At 58.3% G+C, this 25,727-nt stretch carries 25 protein-coding genes; 17 read left to right on the forward strand and 8 right to left on the reverse strand.

The window, feature by feature from the left end; genetic code table 11:
* Positions 1 to 112: 112 nt before the first annotated feature.
* The 7 genes from ACI5GA_RS10060 (at position 113) to pdeM (ending at position 7,639) form a co-directional block, all read left to right on the forward strand.
* The gene (locus ACI5GA_RS10060; RefSeq protein ID WP_404636178.1) at positions 113 to 895 is read left to right on the forward strand and encodes a transporter substrate-binding domain-containing protein; all 783 of its coding nucleotides are present in this window, start codon (positions 113 to 115) and stop codon (positions 893 to 895) included.
* Positions 896 to 982: 87 nt separating this feature from the next.
* Complete coding sequence (locus ACI5GA_RS10065) at positions 983 to 1,711, forward strand: ABC transporter permease (RefSeq protein ID WP_404636177.1); 729 nt, start codon at positions 983 to 985, stop codon at positions 1,709 to 1,711.
* The gene (locus ACI5GA_RS10070) at positions 1,708 to 2,418 is read left to right on the forward strand and encodes an ABC transporter permease (protein WP_404636176.1); all 711 of its coding nucleotides are present in this window, start codon (positions 1,708 to 1,710) and stop codon (positions 2,416 to 2,418) included. Before ACI5GA_RS10065 ends, ACI5GA_RS10070 begins: the two co-directional genes overlap by 4 nt.
* Positions 2,419 to 2,427: 9 nt before the next feature.
* The gene (locus ACI5GA_RS10075; protein ID WP_421422693.1) at positions 2,428 to 3,546 is read left to right on the forward strand and encodes a succinylglutamate desuccinylase/aspartoacylase family protein; all 1,119 of its coding nucleotides are present in this window, start codon (positions 2,428 to 2,430) and stop codon (positions 3,544 to 3,546) included.
* A gap of 11 nt (positions 3,547 to 3,557) precedes the next feature.
* Positions 3,558 to 4,322 (forward strand): ABC transporter ATP-binding protein, encoded by a 765-nt coding sequence (locus tag ACI5GA_RS10080; RefSeq protein ID WP_421422694.1) that lies wholly within the window; start codon positions 3,558 to 3,560, stop codon positions 4,320 to 4,322.
* 171 nt (positions 4,323 to 4,493) lie between these two features.
* The gene (locus ACI5GA_RS10085) at positions 4,494 to 6,986 is read left to right on the forward strand and encodes a ligase-associated DNA damage response DEXH box helicase (RefSeq protein ID WP_421422695.1); all 2,493 of its coding nucleotides are present in this window, start codon (positions 4,494 to 4,496) and stop codon (positions 6,984 to 6,986) included.
* Positions 6,983 to 7,639: a ligase-associated DNA damage response endonuclease PdeM gene (pdeM, locus tag ACI5GA_RS10090; RefSeq protein ID WP_404636168.1), complete on the forward strand. Its 657-nt coding sequence runs from the start codon at positions 6,983 to 6,985 to the stop codon at positions 7,637 to 7,639. The genes ACI5GA_RS10085 and pdeM overlap by 4 nt, the downstream gene beginning before the upstream one ends.
* Positions 7,640 to 7,717: 78 nt before the next feature.
* Here pdeM and ACI5GA_RS10095 read toward each other — a convergent pair whose 3' ends face one another.
* Together ACI5GA_RS10095 and dcd are read right to left on the reverse strand one after the other, a co-directional pair.
* Positions 7,718 to 7,939 (reverse strand): hypothetical protein, encoded by a 222-nt coding sequence (locus ACI5GA_RS10095; RefSeq protein WP_421422696.1) that lies wholly within the window; start codon positions 7,937 to 7,939, stop codon positions 7,718 to 7,720.
* Positions 7,940 to 8,048: 109 nt separating this feature from the next.
* Positions 8,049 to 8,615: a dCTP deaminase gene (dcd, locus tag ACI5GA_RS10100; RefSeq protein ID WP_010445012.1), complete on the reverse strand. Its 567-nt coding sequence runs from the start codon at positions 8,613 to 8,615 to the stop codon at positions 8,049 to 8,051.
* Between the two features lie 307 nt (positions 8,616 to 8,922).
* On the opposite strand from dcd, the gene ACI5GA_RS10105 reads away from it, so the two are divergent.
* Complete coding sequence (locus ACI5GA_RS10105) at positions 8,923 to 9,132, forward strand: cold-shock protein (RefSeq protein WP_010445013.1); 210 nt, start codon at positions 8,923 to 8,925, stop codon at positions 9,130 to 9,132.
* 261 nt (positions 9,133 to 9,393) lie between these two features.
* On the opposite strand, the gene apbC is transcribed toward ACI5GA_RS10105, so the two are convergent.
* Positions 9,394 to 10,488 carry an iron-sulfur cluster carrier protein ApbC gene (apbC, locus tag ACI5GA_RS10110; protein ID WP_404636163.1) on the reverse strand — a complete coding sequence of 365 codons (1,095 nt, stop codon included), beginning with the start codon at positions 10,486 to 10,488 and terminating at the stop codon, positions 9,394 to 9,396.
* A 300-nt stretch (positions 10,489 to 10,788) separates the two neighbouring features.
* Here apbC and metG point away from each other — a divergent pair, with 300 nt between their 5' ends.
* The 4 genes from metG to ACI5GA_RS10130 all read left to right on the forward strand — a co-directional run bounded on the left by metG (position 10,789) and on the right by ACI5GA_RS10130 (position 14,928).
* Positions 10,789 to 12,837: a methionine--tRNA ligase gene (metG, locus tag ACI5GA_RS10115; protein WP_421422697.1), complete on the forward strand. Its 2,049-nt coding sequence runs from the start codon at positions 10,789 to 10,791 to the stop codon at positions 12,835 to 12,837.
* A 61-nt stretch (positions 12,838 to 12,898) separates the two neighbouring features.
* A complete protein-coding gene (gene rsxB / locus ACI5GA_RS10120; protein WP_421422698.1) occupies positions 12,899 to 13,933 on the forward strand; it encodes an electron transport complex subunit RsxB in 1,035 nt (344 codons plus the stop codon).
* Positions 13,934 to 14,000: 67 nt separating this feature from the next.
* Complete coding sequence (gene nth, locus ACI5GA_RS10125; RefSeq protein ID WP_421422699.1) at positions 14,001 to 14,639, forward strand: endonuclease III; 639 nt, start codon at positions 14,001 to 14,003, stop codon at positions 14,637 to 14,639.
* Between the two features lie 106 nt (positions 14,640 to 14,745).
* Positions 14,746 to 14,928 carry a PA3496 family putative envelope integrity protein gene (locus ACI5GA_RS10130; protein WP_404636159.1) on the forward strand — a complete coding sequence of 61 codons (183 nt, stop codon included), beginning with the start codon at positions 14,746 to 14,748 and terminating at the stop codon, positions 14,926 to 14,928.
* 120 nt (positions 14,929 to 15,048) lie between these two features.
* Here ACI5GA_RS10130 and ACI5GA_RS10135 read toward each other — a convergent pair whose 3' ends face one another.
* Positions 15,049 to 15,675, reverse strand: coding sequence for a response regulator (locus ACI5GA_RS10135; protein ID WP_404636158.1), 627 nt, complete (start codon positions 15,673 to 15,675; stop codon positions 15,049 to 15,051).
* A gap of 1,135 nt (positions 15,676 to 16,810) precedes the next feature.
* Between ACI5GA_RS10135 and ACI5GA_RS10140 the strand changes: the two genes are divergently transcribed.
* Positions 16,811 to 17,404 (forward strand): hypothetical protein, encoded by a 594-nt coding sequence (locus tag ACI5GA_RS10140; RefSeq protein ID WP_421422700.1) that lies wholly within the window; start codon positions 16,811 to 16,813, stop codon positions 17,402 to 17,404.
* An 85-nt stretch (positions 17,405 to 17,489) separates the two neighbouring features.
* Here the strand turns inward: ACI5GA_RS10140 and ACI5GA_RS10145 are convergent, their stop codons facing one another.
* Positions 17,490 to 18,707, reverse strand: coding sequence for an argininosuccinate synthase (locus tag ACI5GA_RS10145; RefSeq protein WP_404636154.1), 1,218 nt, complete (start codon positions 18,705 to 18,707; stop codon positions 17,490 to 17,492).
* Positions 18,708 to 18,836: 129 nt separating this feature from the next.
* A complete protein-coding gene (locus ACI5GA_RS10150) occupies positions 18,837 to 19,823 on the reverse strand; it encodes a flagellar protein MotY (RefSeq protein ID WP_404636152.1) in 987 nt (328 codons plus the stop codon).
* Positions 19,824 to 19,971: 148 nt separating this feature from the next.
* Between ACI5GA_RS10150 and pyrC the strand changes: the two genes are divergently transcribed.
* The 4 genes from pyrC (at position 19,972) to bfr (ending at position 22,877) form a co-directional block, all read left to right on the forward strand.
* Positions 19,972 to 21,018 (forward strand): dihydroorotase, encoded by a 1,047-nt coding sequence (gene pyrC, locus ACI5GA_RS10155; RefSeq protein WP_421422701.1) that lies wholly within the window; start codon positions 19,972 to 19,974, stop codon positions 21,016 to 21,018.
* Complete coding sequence (rnt, locus tag ACI5GA_RS10160; RefSeq protein ID WP_404636148.1) at positions 21,015 to 21,692, forward strand: ribonuclease T; 678 nt, start codon at positions 21,015 to 21,017, stop codon at positions 21,690 to 21,692. Before pyrC ends, rnt begins: the two co-directional genes overlap by 4 nt.
* A gap of 289 nt (positions 21,693 to 21,981) precedes the next feature.
* Complete coding sequence (locus tag ACI5GA_RS10165) at positions 21,982 to 22,200, forward strand: bacterioferritin-associated ferredoxin (protein WP_166593464.1); 219 nt, start codon at positions 21,982 to 21,984, stop codon at positions 22,198 to 22,200.
* Positions 22,201 to 22,400: 200 nt separating this feature from the next.
* Entirely contained in the window at positions 22,401 to 22,877 is a 477-nt protein-coding gene (gene bfr / locus ACI5GA_RS10170; RefSeq protein WP_400592811.1) for a bacterioferritin, read from the forward strand.
* Positions 22,878 to 23,137: 260 nt separating this feature from the next.
* Here the strand turns inward: bfr and grxD are convergent, their stop codons facing one another.
* Together grxD and ACI5GA_RS10180 are read right to left on the reverse strand one after the other, a co-directional pair.
* Positions 23,138 to 23,467: a Grx4 family monothiol glutaredoxin gene (grxD, locus tag ACI5GA_RS10175; RefSeq protein WP_108239385.1), complete on the reverse strand. Its 330-nt coding sequence runs from the start codon at positions 23,465 to 23,467 to the stop codon at positions 23,138 to 23,140.
* 116 nt (positions 23,468 to 23,583) lie between these two features.
* Positions 23,584 to 25,692 carry a molybdopterin oxidoreductase family protein gene (locus tag ACI5GA_RS10180; protein ID WP_421422702.1) on the reverse strand — a complete coding sequence of 703 codons (2,109 nt, stop codon included), beginning with the start codon at positions 25,690 to 25,692 and terminating at the stop codon, positions 23,584 to 23,586.
* Between the last annotated feature and the right edge of the window lie 35 nt (positions 25,693 to 25,727).

Raw genomic sequence — 25,727 nt, forward strand, 5'->3', positions numbered from 1 at the left:
ACGCACGTTCGTCTCTTTGGTTCGGAAATTGCTATCTTTTTGCGGTCTGGCACCTGCCGGTAGCAAGCCTACGCGTGTTCCCAACGCTCAATTTGGTTTTAAGGACTGAACGATGAAAAAAGCATGGCTGACCCTTTCCGCACTCGCCATCTGCCTGGCCGCTGGCAATGCAATGGCCAAGGAGTACAAGGAGCTGCGTTTCGGCGTCGATCCTTCCTACGCACCATTCGAATCGAAAGCCGCTGACGGCAGCCTGGTCGGCTTCGACATCGATCTGGGCAACGCGATCTGTGCGGAACTGAAGGTCAAGTGCAAATGGGTCGAAAGCGATTTCGACGGCATGATTCCTGGCCTGAAAGCCAACAAATTCGACGGCGTCATCTCGTCGATGACCGTGACCCCGGCGCGCGAGAAAGTCATCGACTTCTCCAGCGAGCTGTTCTCCGGCCCCACCTCGCTGGTTTACAAGAAAGGTTCCGGGCTGAGCGCTGACGTCGCGTCCCTGAAAGGCAAGACCGTCGGTTACGAGCAAGGCACCATCCAGGAAGCCTACGCCAAGGCCGTTCTGGACAAAGCTGGCGTGAAGACCCAGGCCTACGCCAACCAGGACCAGGTTTACGCTGACCTGGTGTCCGGCCGTCTGGACGCTTCCGTACAAGACATGCTGCAAGCCGAACTGGGCTTCCTGAAATCGCCACAAGGCGCGGACTACGAAGTCAGCAAGCCAATCGACGATCCACTGCTGCCATCCAAAACCGCAGTCGGCATCTCGAAAGGTAACAAAGAGCTCAAAGCGCTTTTGGACAAAGGTATCAAAGCGTTACACGATGACGGCAAGTACGCCGAGATCCAGAAGAAGCACTTCGGCGATCTGAATCTGTACAGCGGTAAGTAAGAAAACAAACGCCCGTCGATTTCAGAGGTTCATCCGAATCCCTCCTCTGACTTCCATGGGCGTTTTTATTGACTGTATAGGTTGCACATGTTCGAAACTCTCCTGCAAAACCTGGGACTGTCCGCCTTCAGCCTCAAGGGCTTTGGCCCGCTGCTGATGCAGGGCACCTGGATGACCGTCAAATTGTCGGTAATGTCGCTGCTGCTGGCCATCGTGCTCGGCCTGCTGGGCGCCAGTGCCAAACTCTCCAAGACCGCCTTTCTGCGCGTACCGGCGCAGGTCTACACCACGTTGATCCGTGGCGTACCGGACCTGGTGCTGATGCTGCTGATTTTCTACAGCCTGCAAACCTGGCTGACGACCTTTACCGAAGCGATGGAATGGGACTACATCGAAATCGACCCTTTCGCTGCGGGTGTCATTACGTTGGGCTTCATTTACGGCGCCTATTTCACTGAAACCTTCCGTGGTGCAATTCTCGCCGTGCCTCGCGGACAGGTGGAAGCGGCCACCGCGTACGGCCTGAGCCGCGCCCAGCGTTTCCGCTTCGTGGTGTTCCCGCAGATGATGCGTTTCGCCCTGCCCGGCATCGGCAACAACTGGCAGGTGGTGCTCAAGGCCACTGCGCTGGTGTCGATCATCGGCCTGGCCGATCTGGTCAAAGCCTCGCAAGACGCGGGCAAAAGCACCTATCAACTGTTCTATTTCCTGGTGCTCGCCGCATTGATCTATCTGGTCATCACCAGTGTCTCCAACTTTGCCCTGCGCTGGGCTGAACGGCGTTATGCCGCAGGCAGCCGGGAGGCTCAACGATGATCGAACTGCTGCAAGAATACTGGCGCGCCTTCCTTTATACGGACGGCCAGAACATCACCGGCCTGGCCATGACGTTGTGGCTGCTCAGCGCCTCCATCGCCATTGGCTTCATCGTCTCGATCCCGCTGTCCATCGCCCGTGTATCACCGAACCCGATGGTTCGCTGGCCGGTGCAGTTCTACACCTACCTGTTCCGGGGCACCCCGCTCTACATCCAGTTGCTGATTTGCTACACCGGGATCTACAGCATCGCCGCCGTGCGCGAGCAACCATTACTCAATGCGTTCTTCCGCGACGCAATGAACTGCACGATCCTGGCCTTCGCCCTCAACACCTGCGCCTACACCACGGAAATCTTTGCCGGTGCGATTCGCAGCATGAACCACGGCGAAGTCGAAGCCGCCAAGGCTTACGGCCTGACTGGCTGGCGCCTGTACACCTACGTGATCATGCCGTCGGCGCTGCGCCGCTCGTTGCCCTACTACAGCAACGAAGTGATCCTGATGCTGCACTCGACCACCGTGGCCTTCACCGCCACCGTGCCGGATATCCTCAAGGTGGCGCGGGACGCGAACTCCGCGACCTTCCTGACGTTCCAGTCGTTTGGCATCGCCGCGCTGATCTACCTGACGGTGACCTTCATTCTGGTGGGCCTGTTCCGACTGGCCGAACGCCGCTGGCTGGCCTTCCTCGGCCCGTCTCACTAGGACTCGTACATGCGACACCTGACCCATGATTTGCTGTCGCCGGTGCCTGGCACCGCGCGGCAGATTCACAGCTTTCATTACGGCCCGAAAAACGGTGCCTGCAAAATCTACATTCAGTCCTCACTGCACGCCGACGAACTGCCGGGCATGCTGGTGTCCTGGTACCTGAAACAGCGTCTGGCCGAGCTTGAAAAGGCCGGTCAGTTGTTGGGCGAAATCGTCGTCGTCCCGGTGGCCAACCCGGCCGGGCTGGAACAGGTCTTGATGGACACGCCGCTGGGCCGCTACGAACTGGAAAGCGGGCAGAACTTCAATCGCCATTTCGTCGACCTCGCACAACAGGTCGGCGATGAGGTGGAGCCGCTGCTGGGCGACGATGCGAAACGCAACACCGGGCTGATCCGCAATAGCCTGCTGGCCGGGCTGAACGCGCGGGTCGCCGCCACGCAACTGGACTCCCAGCGCCTGATCCTGCAACGCCTGGCCTGCGACGCCGACATGGTGCTGGACCTGCATTGTGATTTCGAATCGGTGGAACACCTGTACACCACGCCGGAAGCCTGGTCTCAGGTCGAGCCGCTGTCCCGCTATCTGGGCGCGCAAGCGAGTCTGCTGGCCACCGATTCGGGCGGCCAGTCGTTCGACGAATGCTTCACGTTGGTCTGGTGGCAATTGCAGCAGCGCTTCGAAAAGCGCTTCCCGATTGAACTGGGCAGCTTTTCCGTGACGCTGGAATTGCGCGGCCAAGGCGATGTGAATCACGCCCTCGGCAGCCGCGATTGTCAGGCCATCATCAGCTATCTGATGCAGTACGGCGCGATTGCCGGTGAACCGGCGCCTGCCCCTGAACTGCTTTATCCCGCGACACCGTTGGCAGCGGTCGAACCGGTGGCCACGTCAGTCGGCGGCCTGCTGGTGTTCTGCACACTGCCAGGCGAATACGTCGAGGCGGGGCAACTGATCGCTGAAATCATCGACCCGATCAGCGACGCCGTGACCCCCGTTCACGCGACCAACGCTGGCCTTATGTACGCCCGCTCCTTGCGACGCATGGCTACCGCCGGCATGGTCATCGCCCATGTCGCTGGCGTCGAGCCGTTCCGCAGCGGCTACTTACTTTCTCCTTAAGGAACGCCTCCATGTACAAACTGACCATCGATGGCCTGCACAAAAGCTACGGTGACCACGAAGTCCTCAAAGGCGTGTCGCTCAAGGCCAACGTCGGCGACGTGATCTGCCTGATCGGCGCCAGCGGCTCGGGCAAAAGCACCTTCCTGCGCTGCATCAACTTCCTCGAACAACCCAACGACGGCGCCATGAGCCTGGACGGCCAGCAGATCAAAATGGTCAGCGACGCCACCGGTATGCGCGTCGCCGACCCGGCTGAACTGCAGCGCATCCGCACCCGTCTGGCGATGGTGTTCCAGCACTTCAACCTGTGGAGCCACATGACGGTGCTGGAAAACATCACCATGGCCCCTCGCCGCGTGCTGGGCGTATCGAAAGTCGAAGCCGAACACCGCGCGCGCAAGTACCTGGAAAAGGTCGGCTTGCCCGCTCGCGTTGCCGACCAGTACCCGGCGTTCCTGTCGGGCGGCCAGCAACAGCGTGTGGCGATTGCCCGAGCGCTGGCGATGGAACCGGAAATCATGCTGTTCGACGAACCGACTTCGGCGCTGGACCCGGAGTTGGTGGGTGAAGTGCTGAAGGTGATTCAAGGCCTGGCCGAAGAGGGCCGCACCATGATTCTGGTGACCCACGAAATGGGCTTTGCTCGCAAAGTGGCGAATCAGGTGGTGTTCCTGCATCAGGGCCAGATCGAAGAAATGGGCCACCCGGATGAAGTGTTGGGCAACCCGAAGAGCGAGCGGTTGAAACAGTTCTTGAGTGGAAACCTGAAATAACCCCCCTTCCGGATTGACGCGTACCCTGTAGCAGTCCGGCTTGCCGGCGGCAGCGATTTCGAAACCGCCACCGCCGGCAAGCCAGACTGCTACAGCTCAGTCAACTGTGATCCAACCAAACTAATTGCTTGCGCCAACGGTCTCTGACTTAAACCCCGTCCGAGACCGCGCATGCCCAAAGCCGCCTCCTTCGCTCAGCGCTGGTTCACCGCCCGTGGCTGGAAGCCTTTTCCCTTTCAGAAAGACGTGTGGGATGCCGTCAGCCGAGGCGAGTCCGGTCTGCTGCACGCCAGTACCGGTGCCGGTAAAACTTACGCCGTGTGGTTCGGCGCGCTCAATCGCTTCGCTAAATCAGCCCCCCGCATAGACGATGCAAAGCCACGCAAACGCAAACCTCCTGCCCCGCCACTGAGCGTGCTCTGGATCACCCCCATGCGCGCACTGGCTGCCGACACCGCTCGCGCCTTGGAGGCGCCATTGACGGAGTTGCAGATCCCATGGAGCGTCGGGCTGCGTACCGGCGACACCAGCAGCAGCGAGCGCGCCAGACAAGGCCGCCGGCTCCCCACGGCACTGGTCACCACCCCAGAGAGCCTAACACTGCTTCTGACCCGCGCCGACGCTGAGGCGACGTTCGCGACACTGAATATGATCGTCGTCGACGAGTGGCACGAACTGATTGGCAACAAGCGCGGCGTGCAACTGCAACTGGCAATCGCCCGCCTGCGCAGATGGAATCCGGCATTGATCGTGTGGGGGCTTTCCGCCACGTTGGGCAATCAGGACCATGCTCAGCACGTGTTGCTGGGTGAGTCGGGAACAGCGGTGCAAGGCAAGGTGATCAAGGAACTGATCGTCGACACCCTGATTCCTCAGAGCATCGAGCGCTTCCCGTGGGCGGGGCACATGGGCCTGAAGATGTTGCCGCAAGTGCTCGCTGAAGTGGACAGCAGCGCCAGTTGTCTGCTGTTCACCAACACCCGTGCACAGTCGGAAATCTGGTACCAGGCGCTGCTCGACGCCCGGCCAGACTGGGCAGGATTGATCGCGCTGCATCATGGGTCGCTGTCACGCGAGGTGCGCGACTGGGTCGAACGTGCATTGAAGGAGGGTCATCTGAAAGCGGTGGTGTGCACGTCCAGCCTCGATCTGGGGGTGGATTTTTTGCCCGTTGAACGCGTGTTGCAGATCGGCTCGGCCAAAGGCATCGCTCGCCTGATGCAGCGGGCCGGGCGCTCGGGGCACGCGCCGGGGCGCCCCTCCCGCGTGACGCTGGTGCCCACTCACAGCCTGGAACTGGTGGAAGCCGCAGCGGCTCGCGATGCCGTCGACGCCCGCCTGATCGAACCCAGAGAATCCCCTCACAAACCATTGGATGTACTCGTACAACACCTGGTGAGCATGGCTCTGGGAGGCGGTTTCAAACCTGCCGAACTGCTGGCCGAAGTCCGAACCGCCTGGGCCTATCAGGATCTGACCGACGAGGAATGGCAATGGGCGCTGGCCTTCGTCCGCCATGGCGGGTTATCACTCACGGCGTACCCTGACTATCGTCGAGTCGAGCCTGACGAGCACGGTGTCTGGCGCGTTCCCGATGCTCGTCTGGCCCGACGCCATCGCATGAGCGTCGGCACCATCGTCAGCGACGCCAGCATCAACGTGAAGTATTGGAGCAAGGGTGGTGGCGGTGGCTCGCTTGGCAGCGTCGAAGAGGGTTTTATCGCGCGACTCAAACCCGGCGATGGCTTTTTGTTCAGTGGCCGCTTGCTGGAGCTGGTGCGGGTGGAAAACATGACCGCCTACGTGAAACGGGCCACCAGCAAAAAAGCTGCTGTCCCTCGCTGGAACGGTGGGCGGATGCCCCTCTCCAGCGAACTGGCTGACGCCGTGGTGGCCAAATTCGACGCCGCGGCGCGGGGCGTTTTCGACAGCCCCGAAATGCACACCGTCAGCCCGTTGCTCGACGTGCAACGCCAATGGTCCGCGCTGCCGCGCAAGGACACGTTGCTGGCCGAAGTGCTGAAATCCCGAGAGGGCTGGCACCTGTTTCTCTACCCCTTCTCTGGGCGTCATGTGCATTTGGGGCTGGCCAGCCTGCTGGCTTGGCGCATGAGCCGAAACACACCCCTGACGTTCTCCATTGCAGTCAACGACTACGGCTTCGAATTGCTCAGCGCGACTGAAGTGGACTGGTCAAAACACCTTAACAGCGGTCTGTTCAGCGAGCACAACTTGCTCGCCGACATTCTTGCCAGCCTTAACGCCGGTGAACTGGCCTTGCGCCGCTTCCGGGAAATCGCTCGTATTGCCGGGCTGGTGTTTTCTGGCTACCCCGGCGCGCCGAAGAGCAATCGTCAATTGCAGGCTTCCAGTGGTCTGTTCTTCGAGGTCTTCAAGCAATACGACGCAGGTAACCTGTTGCTGACTCAGGCGCAGGAAGAAGTGCTGCGTCAGGAACTGGATCTCGCCAGGCTAGAGCACGCCTTGCGGCGTATTAACGAAAGCACCCTGGATCTGCACCTGATCAAACGCCCCACGCCCATGGCCTTTCCCCTGCTGGTCGAGCGCATGCGTGAGAGTTTGAGCACCGAGAAGTTGTCCGACCGCATTGCCCGCATGGTCGGTGATCTTGAGAAAGCAGCAGGCCCAGAGGTTCGTGCATGAGGCCTTATCTGGCGATTGAATTGGCAGGCGTGCAGCTGTGGTTGCTGGCTGAAAAGGCAATCTACTGTCCGAGAGAACGTGCGTTGCTCGTTGCAGACGCTCATTTCGGTAAAGCGGCGGCCTATCGCAAACTGGGCCAACCGGTCCCCCACGGCACGACGGACGACAACCTACGCAGGCTGGATCATTTGCTGACGGCTTATGATTGCCAACACCTCATATTCCTCGGCGATTTCCTGCACGCCCCTGAGTCGCACGCGGCGGGTACGTTGGCGTCTTTGCAAGACTGGCGTGAACGACACCCTGCGCTGACAGTGACACTGATTCGGGGCAATCACGACAAGCGTGCGGGTGATCCGCCCCCGGGTTTGCGCATTCAGGTAGTCCCGGAGCCACTGCTGCTAGGTCCTTTCGCCTTGCAACACGAACCAATCCCACACCCGACGCATCATGTCCTGGCCGGTCATGTGCACCCTGCCTACAGGCTCCTTGGCAAAGGACGACAGCGCTTGCGCCTGCCCTGCTTTCATATTCAGCCCGACATCAGCCTGTTGCCCGCGTTTGGCGCGTTTACAGGGGGGATGAATGTCGAGAAGGACGATCTCAGCCGCATTTATGTTGTGGGAGATGGTGCGGTCTGGCAGGCGCATTGAAACAGCGGCTGAAACGATTGAAACAGGGCATTCAGACAAAAAATCCCTGTCAACGCGTGCGCTGACAGGGATCGCGGGTCATGCTACCGGAGCGGGAGGTGGCTCGTCGGGCAACGTCGGCTCACCGGGTTCTTCAGGCTGAGGGAAATCGTTGGGAGTGTCGGGATTCGGCTGGCCAGGGATGCCACCGGCAACCATGTTAATCAGGTGAGGATGCGCTAACAGCGACCATGCCAGCAACCCGACCTGATTCTGTCCGGGGTCGGTTTCCTTTCTGCTGGTCTTGACTTGTCTCTTCATAGGGCACTCCTGAGCGTTGGTCCCATCCGCATGGTGCGGATGGGAACAGTTCAGTACATAGAGTGCGTTTTTCGAGACAAATTCAGTTGCGATATGACCAACGGTGCTATCAAGTGCGAGGCAGGGTGACGCCGCGCTGGCCCTGGTATTTACCACCACGATCCTTGTAAGACACTTCACATTCTTCGTCGGACTCAAGGAACAGCATCTGCGCGACGCCTTCGTTGGCGTAAATCTTCGCAGGCAGCGTGGTGGTGTTGGAGAACTCCAGGGTCACATGGCCTTCCCATTCCGGTTCCAACGGAGTCACGTTGACGATGATACCGCAACGGGCGTAGGTGCTTTTGCCCAGGCAGATGGTCAGCACGTTACGCGGAATGCGGAAGTACTCGACAGTGCGGGCCAGCGCGAACGAGTTTGGCGGAATGATGCATACGTCGCTTTTGATGTCGACGAAACTGCCCGCGTCGAAGTTCTTCGGATCGACGGTGGCCGAATTGATATTGGTAAACACCTTGAATTCATCGGCACACCGTACGTCGTAGCCGTAGCTGGACACACCGAAGGAAATCAGACGATCGGCGCCTTCGCCACGCATCTGACGCTCCACGAAGGGCTCGATCATGCCGTGCTCTTGCGCCATGCGGCGAATCCACTTGTCCGATTTGATGCTCATGGCGGTGTCCTGAATAGCGAGGTGAAAAAAGATGTCCGGCATCTTACCGGGCATGAGCGTCCGGTTCAAAGACTGCGCACGACGCGGGGTGCGAACCGTCTGTCATCCGCCGAAATAAACGTCGGGGAAGCATTGGCACACCTCTCAAAAAGGTTTATGGTGACGCCACTGTGTTGCTTGTGTCACTGAGAATCTCTACACGATGTTGAATTTCGATCCAACCATCTCGAATTTTCCTGCTCTTTGCACTCAGTCTCGGCCAGGGCTCTTCCTGAGTCGCAGTTAACTTTGTCCAAGGAGACATCCCATGTCCAATCGCCAAACCGGTACCGTTAAGTGGTTCAACGATGAGAAAGGCTTCGGCTTCATCACCCCACAATCCGGTGACGACCTGTTCGTACACTTCAAAGCCATCCAGGCTGACGGCTTCAAAACCCTGAAAGAAGGCCAGCAGGTTTCTTTCGTCGCTACCCGCGGCCAGAAAGGCATGCAAGCTGAAGAAGTACAAGTTATCTAACTTGCGCTTCATCGCTTGAAAGACCCCGCCCTCAAAAGCGGGGTTTTTTTATGCCTTCAAGAACACCCCCACCTCAGGCACCATGGTTTCACGGAGACACAACATGCGCTGCCCCCCCCTGTGGGAGTCGGCTTGCTGGCGAATGCGAGCTGTCAGTTACTTCATTAATAACTGATCCTCCGCTTTCGCCAGCAAGCCGGCTCCCACAGAAAACCTCGCCTCTACTGGTTAATCCACAGGAGATCGAGGGCGCAGGCATGATCAATCGTCGCTAATGGAAATATTCGGCATCGCTGGCGAAGCCGCTTCTTGCAACACGATCCGTGCGCCCACGTGGCGAGCCAGTTCCTGATAGATCATGGCGATCTGGCTTTCCGGCTCCGCGATGGCTGTTGGTTTGCCACCATCTGCCTGTTCGCGAATCAGCATCGACAGCGGCAGCGACGCCAGCAGTTCGACACCGTATTGCGAGGCCAGCTTCTCACCACCGCCCTCACCAAACAGATGCTCGGCATGGCCACAATTCGAACAAATGTGCACGGCCATGTTCTCCACCACACCCAACACTGGAATGTTGACCTTGCGGAACATTTCCACGCCCTTCTTCGCGTCCAGCAACGCCAGATCCTGCGGCGTGGTGACGATCACCGAGCCGGCCACCGGTACTTTCTGCGCCAGGGTCAACTGTATATCGCCTGTGCCCGGCGGCATGTCGATAACCAGATAATCCAGATCGTTCCAGGCCGTCTGGGTAATCAGCTGCAATAACGCGCCAGAGACCATCGGACCACGCCAAACCATCGGCGTGTTGTCGTCCGTCAGAAAGGCCATCGACATCACTTCGACGCCATGGGCCTCAATGGGCACGAACCATTTCTGATCCTTCACCCTGGGACGAGTCCCCTCCGGAATACCGAACATCACACCCTGGCTCGGGCCGTAGATATCCGCATCCAGAATGCCCACGCGCGCGCCCTCGCGAGACAGCGCCAGCGCCAGGTTTGCGGCGGTCGTGGACTTGCCCACGCCGCCCTTGCCCGAGGCTACTGCAATGATGTTCTTCACGTTGGTCAGGCCTGGTATCTGACCCTGAGCCTTGTGCGCGGTGATGCGGATATTGATGTGAACCCTCGCCGAGGTCACGCCGTCCAGCCCTTCGATAGCCAGTTGCAGCATCTGCGCCCAACCGTTCTTGAACAGATCGGCGGCATAACCGAGTTCCAATTGCACACTGACGCGCTCACCCTCGATGTCTATGGCCTGCACGCAACCGGCACTGACTGGGTCTTGGTTCAAATAAGGATCGGTGTATTGGCGAAGAACAGCCTCCACCGTTGCGCGATTCACAGCGCTCATGGGTCACTCCCGAAAAAGACTGAGCAAAACAGGCGGCTATCCTACCGCGTCTGTCAGATGAGCGGGGCGCGGTTTTGCAGGCCACACTCCATACACTGCGCAGACTTGCTGGCGAATGTGGAGTGTCAGCCCCCTGATGAATTGCAGATGCACCGCATTCGCCAGCAAGCCGGCTCCCACAAGGTCTGTAGCGTATTCAGACATCGTAAAAGGTCTCCCTGCGCCCATCTGCGAGATGAAAAAAAACGCTCAGGCCTTTATAGTGGCCGATCTCCGTTTCACTTCAAGTAGCCGAGCCCCATGTCCGAGCCACGCAAGATTCTCGTCACCAGCGCCCTGCCCTATGCCAATGGTTCCATCCACCTTGGCCACATGCTGGAGTACATCCAGACCGACATGTGGGTGCGTTTCCAGAAGCACCGTGGCAATCAGTGCATCTACGTGTGCGCGGACGACGCCCATGGTTCGGCCATCATGCTGCGCGCCGAGAAGGAAGGCATTACGCCTGAGCAACTGATCGCCAACGTGCAGGCCGAGCACAGTGCCGACTTTGCCGACTTCCTGGTGGATTTCGACAACTTCCATTCGACCCACGCCGAAGAAAACCGCGAGTTGTCGAGCCTGATCTACACTCGTCTGCGGGACGCCGGTCACATTGCCACGCGTTCAGTGACCCAGTATTTCGACCCGGAAAGGAAAATGTTCCTGGCCGATCGCTTCATCAAGGGCACCTGTCCGAAATGCGGCACAGAAGACCAGTACGGCGACAACTGCGAAAAATGCGGCGCCACCTACGCACCGACCGACCTGAAAGATCCGAAATCGGCGATTTCCGGCGCGACCCCGGTGCTCAAGGATTCCAAACACTTCTTCTTCGACCTGCCCGCCTTCGACGCCATGCTCAAAGAGTGGACCCGTAGCGGCACCCTGCAGGACGCCGTCGCGAACAAGATCGCCGAATGGCTGGACGCGGGTCTTCAGCAATGGGACATCTCCCGTGATGCGCCTTATTTCGGCTTCGAGATTCCAGACGAGCCGGGCAAGTATTTCTACGTCTGGCTGGACGCGCCAATCGGCTACATGGCCAGCTTCAAGCACCTGTGCGAGCGCACACCAGGCCTGGACTTCGACGCGTTCTGGAACAAAGACTCGACCGCCGAGCTGTACCACTTCATCGGCAAGGACATCGTCAACTTCCACGCCCTGTTCTGGCCAGCCATGCTCGACGGCTCGGGCTTCCGCAAGCCGAGCGGCATCAATGTTCACGGCTATCTGACCGTCAACGGCCAGAAGATGTCGAAATCCCGCGGCACCTTCATCAAGGCGCGCACCTACCTTGAGCACCTGTCGCCGGAATACCTGCGCTACTACTACGCGGCCAAGCTGAGCCGCGGCGTCGACGACCTGGACCTGAACCTTGAAGACTTCGTACAGAAGGTCAACTCCGACCTGATCGGCAAGGTGGTCAACATCGCCAGCCGCTGCGCAGGCTTCATTCACAAAGGCAACGCGGGCGTGCTGGTTGCCGACAACGCTGCGCCTGAACTGACTGACGCCTTCCTCGCCGCCGCACCGAGTATCGCCGACGCCTACGAGGGTCGTGATTTCGCTCGTGCCATGCGCGAAATCATGGCCCTGGCCGACCGAGCCAACGCCTGGATCGCTGACAAGGCGCCATGGTCGCTGGCCAAGCAGGAAGGCAAACAGGACGAGGTGCAGGCGATCTGCGCACTGGGCGTCAACCTGTTCCGCCAATTGGTGATCTTCCTCAAGCCCGTCCTGCCGAAACTGGCGGCCGATGCCGAGCGATTCCTCAACGTTGCACCGCTGACCTGGAACGACCACCTGACGCTGCTCGGCAACCATCAGTTGAATCCGTTCCAGGCCCTGATGACCCGTATCGACCCGGCCAGAGTGGAAGCCATGACTGACGCCTCGAAAGAAGATCTGGCGGCCAGCGCCACCGATACCGGCACGGCCCCACCGGGCAACGGCGAATTGGCGAAAGACCCGCTGTCGCCGGAAATCGAGTTCGACGCCTTCGCAGCCATCGACCTGCGCGTGGCGCTGATCGAGAAAGCCGAACATGTCGAAGGTGCGGACAAACTGCTGCGCCTGACCCTCGACATCGGTGACGAGAAGCGCACCGTATTCTCCGGCATCAAGAGCGCCTACCCGAACCCGGCCGAGCTGGAAGGCCGTCTGACCATGATGATCGCGAACCTGAAGCCACGGAAAATGCGCTTCGGCATCTCCGAAGGCATGGTGATGGCAGCAGGTCCTGGCGGTGAGGAAATCTACCTGCTGAGCCCGGACAGCGGCGCCAAACCTGGTCAACGCATCAAGTAAACAACGCATCGAGCACACAAAAGGCGCCGACGCCTCGACAGCGTCGGCCTTTGGTCCAAGCATGAACCTGATTCAGCGTATCGACGCCCTGTTGCCACAGACCCAGTGTGGCAAATGCGGCCACCCCGGCTGCAAGCCTTACGCCGAAGGGATCGCCAACGGCGAAGCCATCAACAAGTGCCCTCCGGGCGGCGATGAAACCATCGCCGCGTTGGCGCATTTGCTGAGCGTCACCGCTCTTCCGCTCGACACCGAACGCGGCAGCGCACCTGCACAAGTTGCTTTCATCCGGGAAGCTGAGTGCATCGGATGTACCAAATGCATTCAAGCCTGTCCCGTGGACGCCATCGTGGGAGCTGCGAAGCTAATGCACACGGTGATTGCCGACGAGTGCACAGGTTGCGATCTGTGCGTCGCCCCATGCCCGGTTGACTGTATCGACATGCTGCCCTTGCCCTCATCGAACGTCGTTCCCATCGTCGGCGGGCTTGCATTTGACGAAACCCAACGCGTCGCCAGAACCGCAAAGCGAGACCATGCTCGCCAGCGATTCGAGGCACGTACGCTACGCCTGCAACGTGAAGCACAGCAGCGCCAGGCCGAACGCCTGGCTCGCCAGCAGCCACCACAGGTGTTGGCCCCAACCACCGTTGACCCGGTGCAGGCAGCATTAGAGCGCGTTCGCGTGCAGAAAGCCGCAGTGGGCGACGCCGCCTTGAAGCAGGCGCGTGTACACGTCAACATGACTCGTGCCCAATTGAACAAATCGCTCAAGGCATTTGGTCATCCCCCCATCGCGGAACAAGCCGCTCAATTGGTGGTGTTACAGCGTGAATTTGACGACGCGGAACGAGCACTGGCAGCACTTCTGAAGGCAACGCCTTCCAACGAGTCACCGCCCCTGCCCGTACGAGCGGATGCAAACGCCGAAAAGCCCGACAAGGCAGCGCTGAATCGGGCAAAGATCCAGTTGGCGATGCGTCGAGCCGCGCTCAAGAAGGCACAAGCCACTGAGGTGACCGCGGAGCAGCTTGCTGCACTGAATGCAGAAATCGTAGAGGCAGAACAAGCCCTGCGGGCCATTGAAGCCACGTAGACTGAATCCCTGCCTTCACGCCGCCTGATAAAAACGACCTGATGATGCCCTTGGGAATCCCCACTCGATGAACGCAGCAAAACGTCTGGAAATCTTTCGCCGTCTTCACGAAGACAATCCCGATCCTAAAACCGAACTGTCCTACAGCTCTCCATTCGAGCTGCTGATCGCTGTGATTCTTTCCGCCCAGGCAACCGACGTCAGCGTCAACAAGGCGACTGCGCGGCTTTACCCTGTCGCGAATACGCCGCAGGCCATCTACGCACTGGGTGTTGAAGGCCTCTCGGAGTACATCAAGACCATCGGTCTTTACAACAGCAAGGCGAAGAACGTCATCGAAACATGCCGGATGCTGATCGAGTTGCACGGGGGTGAAGTTCCGCAAACCCGTGAAGCGCTCGAAGCGCTGCCAGGGGTGGGTCGCAAAACAGCAAACGTGGTTCTCAACACCGCGTTTCGCCAACTGGCCATGGCGGTCGACACACACATTTTCCGCGTCAGCAATCGCACCGGAATCGCGCCGGGGAAGAACGTTGTCGATGTCGAAAACAAACTGATGAAGTTCGTACCGAAAGATTATCTCCTGGACGCCCACCATTGGCTGATCCTGCACGGTCGCTACGTCTGCGTGGCCCGAAAGCCTCGCTGCGGCAGTTGCCGGATCGAAGATTTGTGTGAGTTCAAGCAGAAGACTTCTGACGATTGAGCAATAGCGTTTTTGCCTGATGATCGATTGAAAAAATCTTTTTTACCCGGTTCGGTTTTGTCGATATAAGGTGCGCCAATGACAGTCTAAGCTGGAGTCAACTTTCATGAGCACTGACAAAGAGCAGATGGACGTAGATGACGACTTCGTGTCCGCCGACGCGGACGAAGCCGTGCAAGTACCCGTAGAAACTGCGAAAACCAATCTCAGCAAGCGCCGCACCATCGATAATCTTCTGGAAGAGCGTCGCCTGCAAAAGCAGCTCGCGGATTACGACTTCGACTTCTGACCCCTGGCGCTCAAAGCCTCTCCTGGTTTCGAGAGGCTTTTGCCTTATCGGCAGAAGTCCGCTGAGGCACCCGCACCTTTTTGATGACCATCATGCTCGCAAGGGCGATTGGAGCTATCGCTAAACGAGGCCGTTGCGCTGGGCAAGCTCGATCAGATCAACCAGCGAGTGCGCATTCAGTTTGAGCAGCAGACGCGTTTTATACGTGCTGACGGTCTTGTTGCTGAGAAACATCCCGTCAGCAATCTCCTTGTTGGTCCTCCCCCTCGCCAACTGCTGCAAGACCATCATCTCCCTGCCTGAGAGGCGATCAACCATTTCCGCTTCGCTGGCATTGCCCAGACTCGAACGCACCGTGTGAAGCGCCTGATTGGGAAAATAACTGTATCCGGACAACACCGCCTTGATAGCGCTCAGCAACTCGGTCAGATCCTGCTGCTTGCACACATAGCCTGCCGCGCCTGCCTGCATGCAGCGCATCGAGAAATGACCAGGCGCCTGTGATGTCAGGATCAGGACCTTGAACGGCAGTGTCATCGCTGTCAGCCGCGCAATGACTTCAAGCCCGTCGAGCTTTGGAATACCGATATCCAGAATGACGATATCGGGCAAATGCTCCCTGGCCAGCTGCAGTGCATCCACTCCATTGTCCGTTTCAGCGATGACCTCGTAGCCATGCCGCTCCATCAGCATACGCACGGCGAGCCGAATGACGGGGTGATCGTCCACGATCAACACTTTATTCATGTGCAGTCCATTTTTTTGCTGTTCGATATTTTGGAGCCCGCACAATAGCTTAGTCGTTTACCGCTTTGCATGGCGCTCCTCCCTTTGGACTAGCAGGCAAAGACCTTTCCCACTCAAGCAACAGAAATGTCCTACAAAACCAGACTTATGCACCCGAGTTTCCGGCCGGACAGCCTGCCACCATCCCACACTGACTTCTCCATTCGCAGGTTTTGAACAGCCCCCGTAAGGCATTGTGAAGAAACCAGTGTTTGCCGCATATCCACTCATTGATCCGCCTGCCCACGAAACCGCTCTCCCCATGTCAATAGCCGCGCGCTCAGACATCGAAATATCAGTCGGCTTAAAGAATTCTCTCATTATCGAAATATGAGGGACGCGTCGTTATGAGACAGACGCCCAAATGATCCCATTACCTGCATCATGATCGCATTGATGCTCAGGATAAGCGGATCCTGGAAACATTCCATGCAAGTTCAATCATAAAATATTGCAAATTACAACCCCGCCTTGTCAATCAGCGCAATGTTGAAAAATACACACTCAAAAAAATCATTTCCTATACATATTTATTTAACGAAATCTCCTACACACCTTTCGGAATAGGCCGAAGCCACGCCTCGCCCGGAGCAACAACGCCCGTTTAGCCCGGTGCTCTACGACTGCGTGCAACCCGTGCCTAACTCATCAAACAATGGGAGAACTTACATTCAACATGCCTTCATGATTCGTCAGGCGCCCGCCACACACGTAATACGAAATCCGACTGTAATTCCAGACAAATATTAATAAATAAGAAAAATACTACAACACTAACGGACTGAACTCATTCACTTGTAAGACCCCTTCACTCCAACTTCACGCCCCTGCCAAAAAAACATTTTTTACTTGCCAAACCTATTTCCAGTCGTTACTTTTTTCCTCAACCTTTTCCGGTTTCAGGCAACTATAACTACACCTCCTGCCCGTCACGTCGCCTGAGCCATCGCCCATCCATTTATAAGACCTTGCCTGTATTAATACGCGAGCAGGACTCGGCTGCACGGAACATCCTGCCAGCGGTGCATTCATTTATTCGATCACGGGCCTCTGGCATATCGAATCGTATATATCAACACATTAACAGGAACAGACCATGACCAAGCGAACAGATATAACTTCGGGTTCCGTCATCCCCGCTCTTAAACTGGAAGAAGCGGTGGAAGCCTACGTCGCCAAGGGTGGCATCATCAGCGTTGTTCCCGAGGGCGAAACTCGACACTCGAACTGGGAGGCTCAGCCCACTGACGAAAGCCTGACTGACGCGACTCACGCGCATGCCAAAATCGAACAATTGAAGGGATTGGTCGCCAAGGGCGCAGGGGTTACCGCGCTTCAATATTCATTGCGAATGAACCGCAAGGAGATCAAGCGCCTGGCCAGCGAAAACGGCGTGAAGATTCATTACAGCCGTCCTGTCAGAGGATCAAGGCCTCAGCGCAGCCGGGACACGCTCGCTGTCGACGATACCGTCGCCGGGCATGCCATGCATTATTCGGCATTGGGTTATACCGTGCCGGAGATCGCGCAATTGCTGGAACTTGCAGTGCGTGACGTCTGGAATATCGGCAAAGCCTACCGCTTTGAATTCAAAAACGCTCCAAAGCCTGAGTCGAGTCAAACGGCAGCGCCGATGGAAGGAGAACAGGATGTCCGACAGGCGTCATCCGAAGATCAGAACGACTCATGACGAGCATGTTTCGAAAATGGAAAAGATGAGGTAACCCGGAGAGCGGGTGCAGCCCCCGAAAGGCCGCACCCTGAAGATGATGCGATCAGAACAACTTGCGGTTCTTGTTCGCCGCAATGCGCATGCGCAACGCATTGAGCTTGATGAAGCCCGCTGCGTCGGCCTGGTTGTACGCACCGCCATCCTCTTCGAAGGTCGCGATGTTGGCGTCGAACAGCGAATCGTCGGACTTGCGACCGGTCACGATCACGTTGCCCTTGTACAGTTTCAGGCGCACAACGCCGTTCACGTGAACCTGGGAAGCGTCGATCATCTGTTGCAGCATCAGACGCTCAGGACTCCACCAGTAGCCGGTGTAGATCAGGCTGGCGTATTTCGGCATCAGCTCGTCTTTCAGGTGAGCGACTTCACGGTCCAGGGTGATCGACTCGATGGCGCGGTGCGCCTTGAGCATGATGGTGCCACCAGGGGTCTCGTAGCAACCACGGGACTTCATGCCGACATAACGGTTCTCAACGATGTCAAGACGACCGATGCCGTGCTCACCACCGATGCGGTTCAGCGTAGCCAGAACAGTGGCCGGGGTCATTTCAACACCGTCCAGTGCAACGATGTCGCCGTTGCGATAGGTCAGTTCCAGATACTGCGGCTTGTCTGGCGCGTTTTCCGGGGAAACGGTCCAGCGCCACATGTCTTCTTCGTGCTCGGTCCAGGTGTCTTCCAGTACGCCGCCTTCATAGGAGATGTGCAGCAGATTGGCGTCCATGGAGTACGGGGACTTCTTCTTGCCATGACGCTCGATCGGGATCGCGTGCTTCTCGGCGTAGTCCATCAGCTTCTCGCGAGACAGCAGGTCCCACTCGCGCCAAGGGGCAATCACTTTAACGCCTGGTTTAAGTGCGTAGGCGCCCAGCTCGAAACGAACCTGGTCGTTGCCCTTGCCGGTCGCGCCGTGGGAAATGGCGTCAGCGCCGGTTTCGTTGGCGATTTCGATCAGACGCTTGGCGATCAGCGGACGCGCGATGGAAGTACCCAGCAGGTACTCACCTTCGTAAACGGTGTTGGCACGGAACATCGGGTACACGAAATCGCGCACGAACTCTTCGCGCAGATCGTCGATGTAGATTTCTTTGACGCCCATGGCTTGCGCCTTGGCGCGTGCGGGTTCGACTTCTTCGCCCTGACCCAGATCAGCGGTAAAAGTCACCACTTCGCAGTTATACGTATCCTGCAGCCACTTGAGGATTACCGAAGTATCCAGGCCACCGGAATACGCGAGAACTACCTTGTTAACGTCCGCCATGCCATCACTCCAACGCGTTGTACGGAAAACCGCGGATTCTACCGCTCATACGCTTGGATTTACAGTGTCGCGACAGCTTCTGACGACGAAGCGACAGAAGCTGTCGAACACACGACGTGCGGGGATGACTCAGGAGACCTTGGACGCCGCAGCTCCCGTTGCAGTGGTCGGCGCAGGCGTGGGTGCCGGCATAGCGGAAGGCGCTGGAGCAGGTGGCGCGAATGGCGCGGGGGCTGCGGCGGGCGGCACGGCTGGTTTCTGTTCGGCCACGCGATCCAGATGAATGTTCACCCGACGGTTGCGCGCACGGTTGGCATTATTGGTGTTGGGAACCAAGGGGTATTGCTCGCCATGGAAGCGAACAGTGATCTGCTCTTCCGGCACGCCTTGAGCCTTCAGGTAATCCATGACGGCCAAGGCCCGGCGACGAGACAGATCGCGGTTGGTCAGGCGGTTGCCGCTGTTATCGGAATGGCCATCCAGTTCGACGTGATTGACGGTCGGGTCGGCCTTCATGTAAGCCAGTACCGTATCAAGACGACGCTTGGCCTGGGCATCCAGATCGATACCGCCACCCGGGAAGCCGATTTCAGCCTGACGTACCTGGTCGAAGTTCATGGGCAGCAACTTGGCGGTACACAGTTGAAAATCTGTGTACGCCTTGCTGAACTTGACCGGCAATAAACGCACTTCCATCGCCCCGCCACCATCGCGCAGGGCATGACGAATGACCGGGCTGCGCCCTTCCATCAGCCCTGCGATCAGCCGACCGGCCTGGGCCTGATTGGTATTGAAAGGAATCTCGCCGTTGCCGACCTTCACAGCGCCCAGGTTCAGATCGCCCCGCCCCGGTTGCCATGGCGCTGCCGCTGCAATGAGCGTGGCCGAGCCGGACGCCAGGCTGTAGCCTGTGGCTTTCAGCCGAAAAGTGGCCTGTTCACCTGCACGACGCACGAACTCGCCCGCACCGAAATCGGTGATCGGTTGACTCAGACGACATTCGAACTGATCGCCCTCTACCTTCCACTCGATATTCTCCAGACGGGTCTGGAAAGTGAGAGCCATGGCCGGAAGGCTGGCAAACACGCTGAGCAGGGCTAGATATCGCTGGCGCACGGGAGGCTCCACTAGAAAATTTCACGCGAAACAAATTGATCGCTTACACGTGTCTATCGGTAACTTCCTACAAAACTTGATAGCGAGTGCCTGGACGAGTCTTTTCCGGTAGCATTCCCAGCGAGTTTGCCCGCCTGGAATCCCCCCCATGTCCGACCGCCTGACCCTCCTGCGTCCCGACGACTGGCACATCCATCTTCGTGATGGCGCTGTTTTGCCCCACACCGTCGCTGACGTTGCGCGCACTTTTGGCCGCGCCATCATCATGCCAAACCTCGTGCCACCGGTACGCAACGCGGAACAAGCGGATGCCTATCGTCAGCGCATCCTCGCGGCCCGCCCGCAAGGCAGCCGCTTCGAGCCGCTGATGGTGCTGTACCTCACCGACCTGACCCAGCCCGATGACATCCGCGCTGCCAAGGCCAGTGGCTTCGTGTACGCCGCCAAGCTGTACCCTGCCGGCGCCACCACCAACTCCGACTCTGGCGTGACCAGCGTCGACAAGATCTTCCCGGTCCTTGAAGCGATGGCCGAAGTCGGCATGCCGCTGCTGATCCACGGCGAAGTGACCCGTGGCGACATCGACGTGTTCGACCGCGAAAAAATCTTCATCGATGAGCACATGCGTCGTGTCGTTGAGCGTTTCCCGACCCTCAAGGTCGTGTTCGAACACATCACCACAGGCGACGCCGTGCAGTTCGTCAACGAAGCCTCGGCCAACGTTGGCGCGACCATCACCGCGCACCACTTGCTGTACAACCGCAATCACATGCTGGTGGGCGGCATTCGCCCGCACTTCTATTGCCTGCCGATCCTGAAGCGCAACACCCATCAGGTGGCCTTGCTGGACGCAGCCACCAGCGGCAGCCCGAAATTCTTCCTGGGCACCGACTCGGCGCCGCACGCGCAGCACGCCAAGGAAGCAGCCTGCGGTTGCGCCGGTTGTTACACCGCCTATGCAGCCATCGAGCTGTACGCCGAAGCCTTCGAACAGCGTAACGCGCTGGACAAACTGGAAGCCTTCGCCAGCCTCAACGGCCCGGCATTCTATGGCCTGCCAGCCAACACCGACACCATCACGCTGGTGCGTGATGAGTGGACCGCCCCGGCCAGCCTGCCTTTCGGCGAGCTGTCGGTCATCCCGCTGCGTGCCGGAGAGAAATTGCGCTGGCGCTTGCTGGAGGACAACGCGTGAGTGAAGACCTTTACGACGACGATCAGGAAGGTTCTGGCGGCGGTACAGGCTCCAGGCACCCGATGGCAGCGCGTTTTCGCGGTTATCTGCCGGTCGTTGTCGACGTGGAGACAGGCGGCTTCAATGCGGCCACGGATGCGTTGCTGGAAATTGCGGCGACCACCATCGGCATGGATGACCACGGTTTTGTTTTCCCGGAGCACACGTACTTCTTCCGTGTGGAGCCGTTTGAGGGCGCCAACATCGAAGCCGCTGCGCTGGAGTTCACCGGGATCAAGCTGGATCACCCGTTGCGCATGGCCGTGAGCGAAGAAACCGCGCTGACCGATATCTTTCGGGGCGTGCGCAAGGCGCTGAAGGCCAACGGCTGCAAACGGGCGGTCCTGGTGGGCCACAACGCCAGTTTCGACCTCGGTTTCCTCAACGCGGCCGTGGCGCGGCTGGACATGAAACGTAATCCGTTTCATCCCTTCTCAAGCTTCGACACCGCCACGCTTGCGGGCTTGGCCTATGGCCAAACCGTGCTGGCGAAAGCCTGCCAGTCGGCCGGTATCGATTTCGATGGCCGTGAAGCCCATTCGGCGCGTTACGACACCGAAAAGACCGCCGAGCTGTTCTGCGGGATCGTGAACCGCTGGAAGGAAATGGGCGGCTGGCACGACTTCGACGATTGAAGTCTGTGCCAACCCAAGAAACCGGCCCAAGTGGCCGGTTTTTTTTCGGGTTCACCACCAATCGCGTGGGAGCCGGCTTGCTGGCGAAGGCGCCGGGTCTGCTGGAAAGAGGTTGCCTGACACGTCGCTTTCGCCAGCAAGCCGGCTCCCACAAGTCCTGCGCCAAGCTCACGCACATGACCATTCATCGACGTTCATCTGTCGTTCAGGAAGTAGCTTTGACAAGCATTCTCATTAACATTAGTATCCGTCGCACATGAGCAAATAACTCTGCGACGGTCCTTTTTATATGTATGTCTGCCTCTGCCAAGGTGTCACCGACGGACAAATCCGCGAAGCGATCATGGAAGGATGCTGCAGCTATCGTGAAGTGCGCGAGACCTTGGGTGTCGCCAGCAAATGTGGGAAATGTGCCTGCCTGGCGAAGGAAGTGGTGCGTGAAACCCTGACCGAGCTGCAAACCTCGCAGGCTGCACTCGCCTACCCTGCAGAATTTTCTGCTGCATAATTAGCTGTTTTTCAAGAACCGGACCTTGTGTCCGGTTTTTTTATGCCTGTAATTCAATCGCTTAGCGATAAGATGAGGAACACAAACATTCTTATTCCTATTTATTTTCACTTATTATTCAATAACTTAGGTTTGACAGAGGATAATTCGAGGCTCAAACTTGGCGCCTGTATATAAACATCTTCGACGGGACCTCGATCATGAAAGGCGACATTACAGTCATCCAGCATCTCAACAAGATCCTCGGAAACGAGCTGGTCGCGATCAACCAGTACTTCCTGCATGCCCGCATGTACGAAGATTGGGGCCTGAACAAGCTGGGCAAGCACGAGTACAAAGAATCCATCGACGAGATGAAGCACGCTGACAAGTTGATCAAGCGCATCCTGTTTCTGGAAGGCCTGCCTAACCTGCAAGACTTGGGCAAAATCCTGATCGGCGAGCACACCAAGGAAATGCTGGAGTGCGATCTGAAGATCGAACGCAAAGGCCACGCGGATCTGAAAGCCGCCATCGCTCACTGCGAAAGTGTTGGCGACTTCGGCAGCCGTGAGATGCTGGAAGACATCCTCGAATCCGAGGAAGAGCACATCGATTGGCTGGAAACCCAACTGGGCCTGATCGACAAAGTCGGTATCGAGAACTACCTGCAATCGCAGATGGGCGAAGAAGACTGATTCAGTCTTAGCCTACAAAGTCTTAGCCTACAAAAAAGCCCCGCCCGGCGTTGAGCCTGGCAGGGCTTTTTTATGGGACGGCACATCACTGTGGGAGCCGGCTTGCTGGCGAATACGGTGATTCATTTAACACCTCAATGTCTGACCGGGCGCCTTCGCCAGCAAGCCGGCTCCCACAGGGGGGCGTCGCGGTCAGGAACGACGTCCACAAAAAAGCCCCGCTTCTCGTAAGAGAGCGGGGCTTTTCCTCAACAGCCGAATCAGGCAGTCGCGTTCTTCTCGACCGCAGCCTTGATCAGTGGCTGCAACTCACCGTTGGCATGCATTTCAACGATGATGTCGCTACCGCCCACCAGTTCGCCGTCGACCCACAGTTGTGGGAAGGTTGGCCAGTTAGCGTACTTTGGCAGGTTGGCGCGAATTTCAGGGTTCTGCAGGATATCGACGTACGCGAACTTCTCGCCACACGCCATAAGGGCCTGAGAAGCCTTGGCCGAGAAGCCGCACTGCGGGGCATTCGGGGCGCCTTTCATGTAAAGCAGGACGGTGTTTTTGGCAATCTGGTCTTTGATCGTTTCGATGATATCCATGGAGCACCTCGGCTGAACTTTACGACTGTATGAGTCGACACGGTGGCGCATTCTAACCGATTACCCAGCGTAACGCTCGGTCTTGGCTTTAATCGATCCGATAAATATGATGAATGTCATGCAGCGGCTACCGTGACGGGAACGCCGTTAAGCGCTGCATTCCCGGAGACAGCGTCCAGTTGCCGCTCATCGGTCAAATCGTTCGCACTCTCTCCAGGCTGATCGCGGGCGATGTCCATCTGTACGCCCGGACGCCTATGCCCCCAGCCGTGCGGCAAGCTGACCACGCCGGGCATCATGTCACTGCTGCCCATGACTTCGACTTCAATCACCCCCACCCGCGAACTTACGCGCACTCGCTGGCCATCGCTCAATCCACGGCTGGCCAGATCTTCAGGGTTCATCAGCAATTGATGCCGAGGCTTGCCTTTCACAAGACGATGGTAGTTGTGCATCCAGGAGTTGTTGCTGCGCACATGGCGCCGACCGATCAGCAATAATTCGTCTGCGGGGGGCAATTGCGCCGTAGCGAATCGCACCAAATCAGCGAGGATCACCTCAGGCGCCGCCTGAACGCGTTGGTTGGCCGTTCGCAGACGCGTCGCAAGATTGGGCTTCAACGCCCCCAAATCCAGCCCGTGAGGGTGATCATGCAGCGTTCCCAGCGACAATTTGAACGCAGACGTGTCGCCATACAGCCCGGCTCGCAAACCACGATCCACCATTTGCGCGGGCGGGATGGTCGGTTTCAACTCCCGCTCGGTCTTGAGCGCAAACGCTTGGGCCAGCCCGACGAAAATCTCCCAGTCGTGCAACGCTCCCTCAGGTTTAGCGAGAATCGCCCGATTGAAGCGGGTGACATTGCGCACCGCGAACATATTGAATGTGGTGTCGTAATGATCATTCTCTAGAGCCGACGTGGACGGCAGGATCAGATCGGCGTGGCGGGTGGTCTCGTTGATGTAGAGGTCGACGCTGACCATGAATTCCAGACCTTCCAGCGCCTGGTCCAGCTTGCGTCCGTTGGGCGTTGACAGCACCGGGTTACCCGCCACTGTGACCAGCGCCCTCACCTGCCCCTCGCCTTCGGTCAACATCTCCTCGGCCAGCGCCGAGACCGGCAACTCGCCGCCATACTCGGGCAGCCCCGACACGCGGCTTTGCCAACGATTGAAACTGCCCCCTGATGTCGATGCCACCAGGTCCAGCGCAGGCTCGGTACAGAGTGCGCCACCCACTCGGTCCAGATTCCCCGTGACCAGATTGATCAGTTGCACCAGCCAGTGGCACAAGGTGCCGAACGCCTGAGTGGAAATGCCCATGCGCCCATAACACACGGCTTTGTCCGCCCCTGCGAATTCACGGGCCAATTGACGGATCTGCTCAGCAGGAACACCACAACGCAGGCTCATGGCTTCGGCGTCCATGTGCGCAATGGCGGCCCGGACCTCTTCCAGCCCGTCTACAGGTAAATGCGTGTCCCGTGTTAGCCCTTCAGCGAACAACGTGTGCAACAGCCCAAACAACAAAGCCGCATCGCCGCCCGGACGGATGAACACGTGTTGATTGGCAATGGCGGCCGTTTCGCTGCGCCGCGGGTCGACCACCACGACTTTGCCACCCCGTGCCTGAATGGCCTTCAGGCGTTTTTCCACGTCGGGCACGGTCATGATACTGCCGTTGGAGGCTAGCGGGTTCCCCCCCAGAATCAGCATGAAATCGGTGTGGTCGATGTCGGCAATCGGCAGTAACAGGCCGTGGCCATACATCAGATAGCTGGTCAGGTGGTGAGGAAGTTGATCCACCGAGGTCGCCGAAAACCGGTTACGGGTTTTCAGCAGGCCGAGGAAGTAGTTGCTGTGGGTCATCAACCCATAGTTGTGAACGCTGGGGTTACCCTGATACACCGCCACCGCATTGTGCCCATGACGCTGCTGGATGTCGGCCAGGCGTTCAGCGATCAGGTCGAAAGCGTCTTGCCACGCGATCGGCTGCCACTCGGTGCCGATACGGCGCATCGGCTGGCGTAGCCGGTCCGGATCGTTCTGAATATCTTGCAGGGCAACGGCCTTGGGGCAGATATGCCCTCGGCTGAAGGTGTCCAGCGCATCGCCCTTGATCGAGCTGATGCGCACCGACGCGTCATCCTCAAGGGTGGTTTCGATGGTCAGGCCACAGATGGCCTCGCACAGGTGACAGGCACGGTGATGGAGAGTCTTGGTCATCGCCAGTCTCACGTTCTTGTATAGCGATTGGAGCA

Origin of the sequence: Pseudomonas sp. Pseu.R1 (genome assembly GCF_045764065.1) — a bacterium.
GTDB lineage: Bacteria > Pseudomonadota > Gammaproteobacteria > Pseudomonadales > Pseudomonadaceae > Aquipseudomonas.

Bases quoted from the DNA above. Each gene is read 5' to 3' on its own strand.
- ACI5GA_RS10060 (WP_404636178.1), top strand. From the start codon at position 113: ATGAAAAAAGCATGGCTGACCCTTTCCGCACTCGCCATCTGCCTGGCC.
- ACI5GA_RS10065 (WP_404636177.1), top strand. From the start codon at position 983: ATGTTCGAAACTCTCCTGCAAAACCTGGGACTGTCCGCCTTCAGCCTC.
- ACI5GA_RS10070 (WP_404636176.1), top strand. From the start codon at position 1,708: ATGATCGAACTGCTGCAAGAATACTGGCGCGCCTTCCTTTATACGGAC.
- ACI5GA_RS10075 (WP_421422693.1), top strand. From the start codon at position 2,428: ATGCGACACCTGACCCATGATTTGCTGTCGCCGGTGCCTGGCACCGCG.
- ACI5GA_RS10080 (WP_421422694.1), top strand. From the start codon at position 3,558: ATGTACAAACTGACCATCGATGGCCTGCACAAAAGCTACGGTGACCAC.
- ACI5GA_RS10085 (WP_421422695.1), top strand. From the start codon at position 4,494: ATGCCCAAAGCCGCCTCCTTCGCTCAGCGCTGGTTCACCGCCCGTGGC.
- pdeM (WP_404636168.1), top strand. From the start codon at position 6,983: ATGAGGCCTTATCTGGCGATTGAATTGGCAGGCGTGCAGCTGTGGTTG.
- ACI5GA_RS10095 (WP_421422696.1), bottom strand. From the start codon at position 7,939: ATGAAGAGACAAGTCAAGACCAGCAGAAAGGAAACCGACCCCGGACAG.
- dcd (WP_010445012.1), bottom strand. From the start codon at position 8,615: ATGAGCATCAAATCGGACAAGTGGATTCGCCGCATGGCGCAAGAGCAC.
- ACI5GA_RS10105 (WP_010445013.1), top strand. From the start codon at position 8,923: ATGTCCAATCGCCAAACCGGTACCGTTAAGTGGTTCAACGATGAGAAA.
- apbC (WP_404636163.1), bottom strand. From the start codon at position 10,488: ATGAGCGCTGTGAATCGCGCAACGGTGGAGGCTGTTCTTCGCCAATAC.
- metG (WP_421422697.1), top strand. From the start codon at position 10,789: ATGTCCGAGCCACGCAAGATTCTCGTCACCAGCGCCCTGCCCTATGCC.
- rsxB (WP_421422698.1), top strand. From the start codon at position 12,899: ATGAACCTGATTCAGCGTATCGACGCCCTGTTGCCACAGACCCAGTGT.
- nth (WP_421422699.1), top strand. From the start codon at position 14,001: ATGAACGCAGCAAAACGTCTGGAAATCTTTCGCCGTCTTCACGAAGAC.
- ACI5GA_RS10130 (WP_404636159.1), top strand. From the start codon at position 14,746: ATGAGCACTGACAAAGAGCAGATGGACGTAGATGACGACTTCGTGTCC.
- ACI5GA_RS10135 (WP_404636158.1), bottom strand. From the start codon at position 15,675: ATGAATAAAGTGTTGATCGTGGACGATCACCCCGTCATTCGGCTCGCC.
- ACI5GA_RS10140 (WP_421422700.1), top strand. From the start codon at position 16,811: ATGACCAAGCGAACAGATATAACTTCGGGTTCCGTCATCCCCGCTCTT.
- ACI5GA_RS10145 (WP_404636154.1), bottom strand. From the start codon at position 18,707: ATGGCGGACGTTAACAAGGTAGTTCTCGCGTATTCCGGTGGCCTGGAT.
- pyrC (WP_421422701.1), top strand. From the start codon at position 19,972: ATGTCCGACCGCCTGACCCTCCTGCGTCCCGACGACTGGCACATCCAT.
- ACI5GA_RS10165 (WP_166593464.1), top strand. From the start codon at position 21,982: ATGTATGTCTGCCTCTGCCAAGGTGTCACCGACGGACAAATCCGCGAA.
- bfr (WP_400592811.1), top strand. From the start codon at position 22,401: ATGAAAGGCGACATTACAGTCATCCAGCATCTCAACAAGATCCTCGGA.
- grxD (WP_108239385.1), bottom strand. From the start codon at position 23,467: ATGGATATCATCGAAACGATCAAAGACCAGATTGCCAAAAACACCGTC.
- ACI5GA_RS10180 (WP_421422702.1), bottom strand. From the start codon at position 25,692: ATGACCAAGACTCTCCATCACCGTGCCTGTCACCTGTGCGAGGCCATC.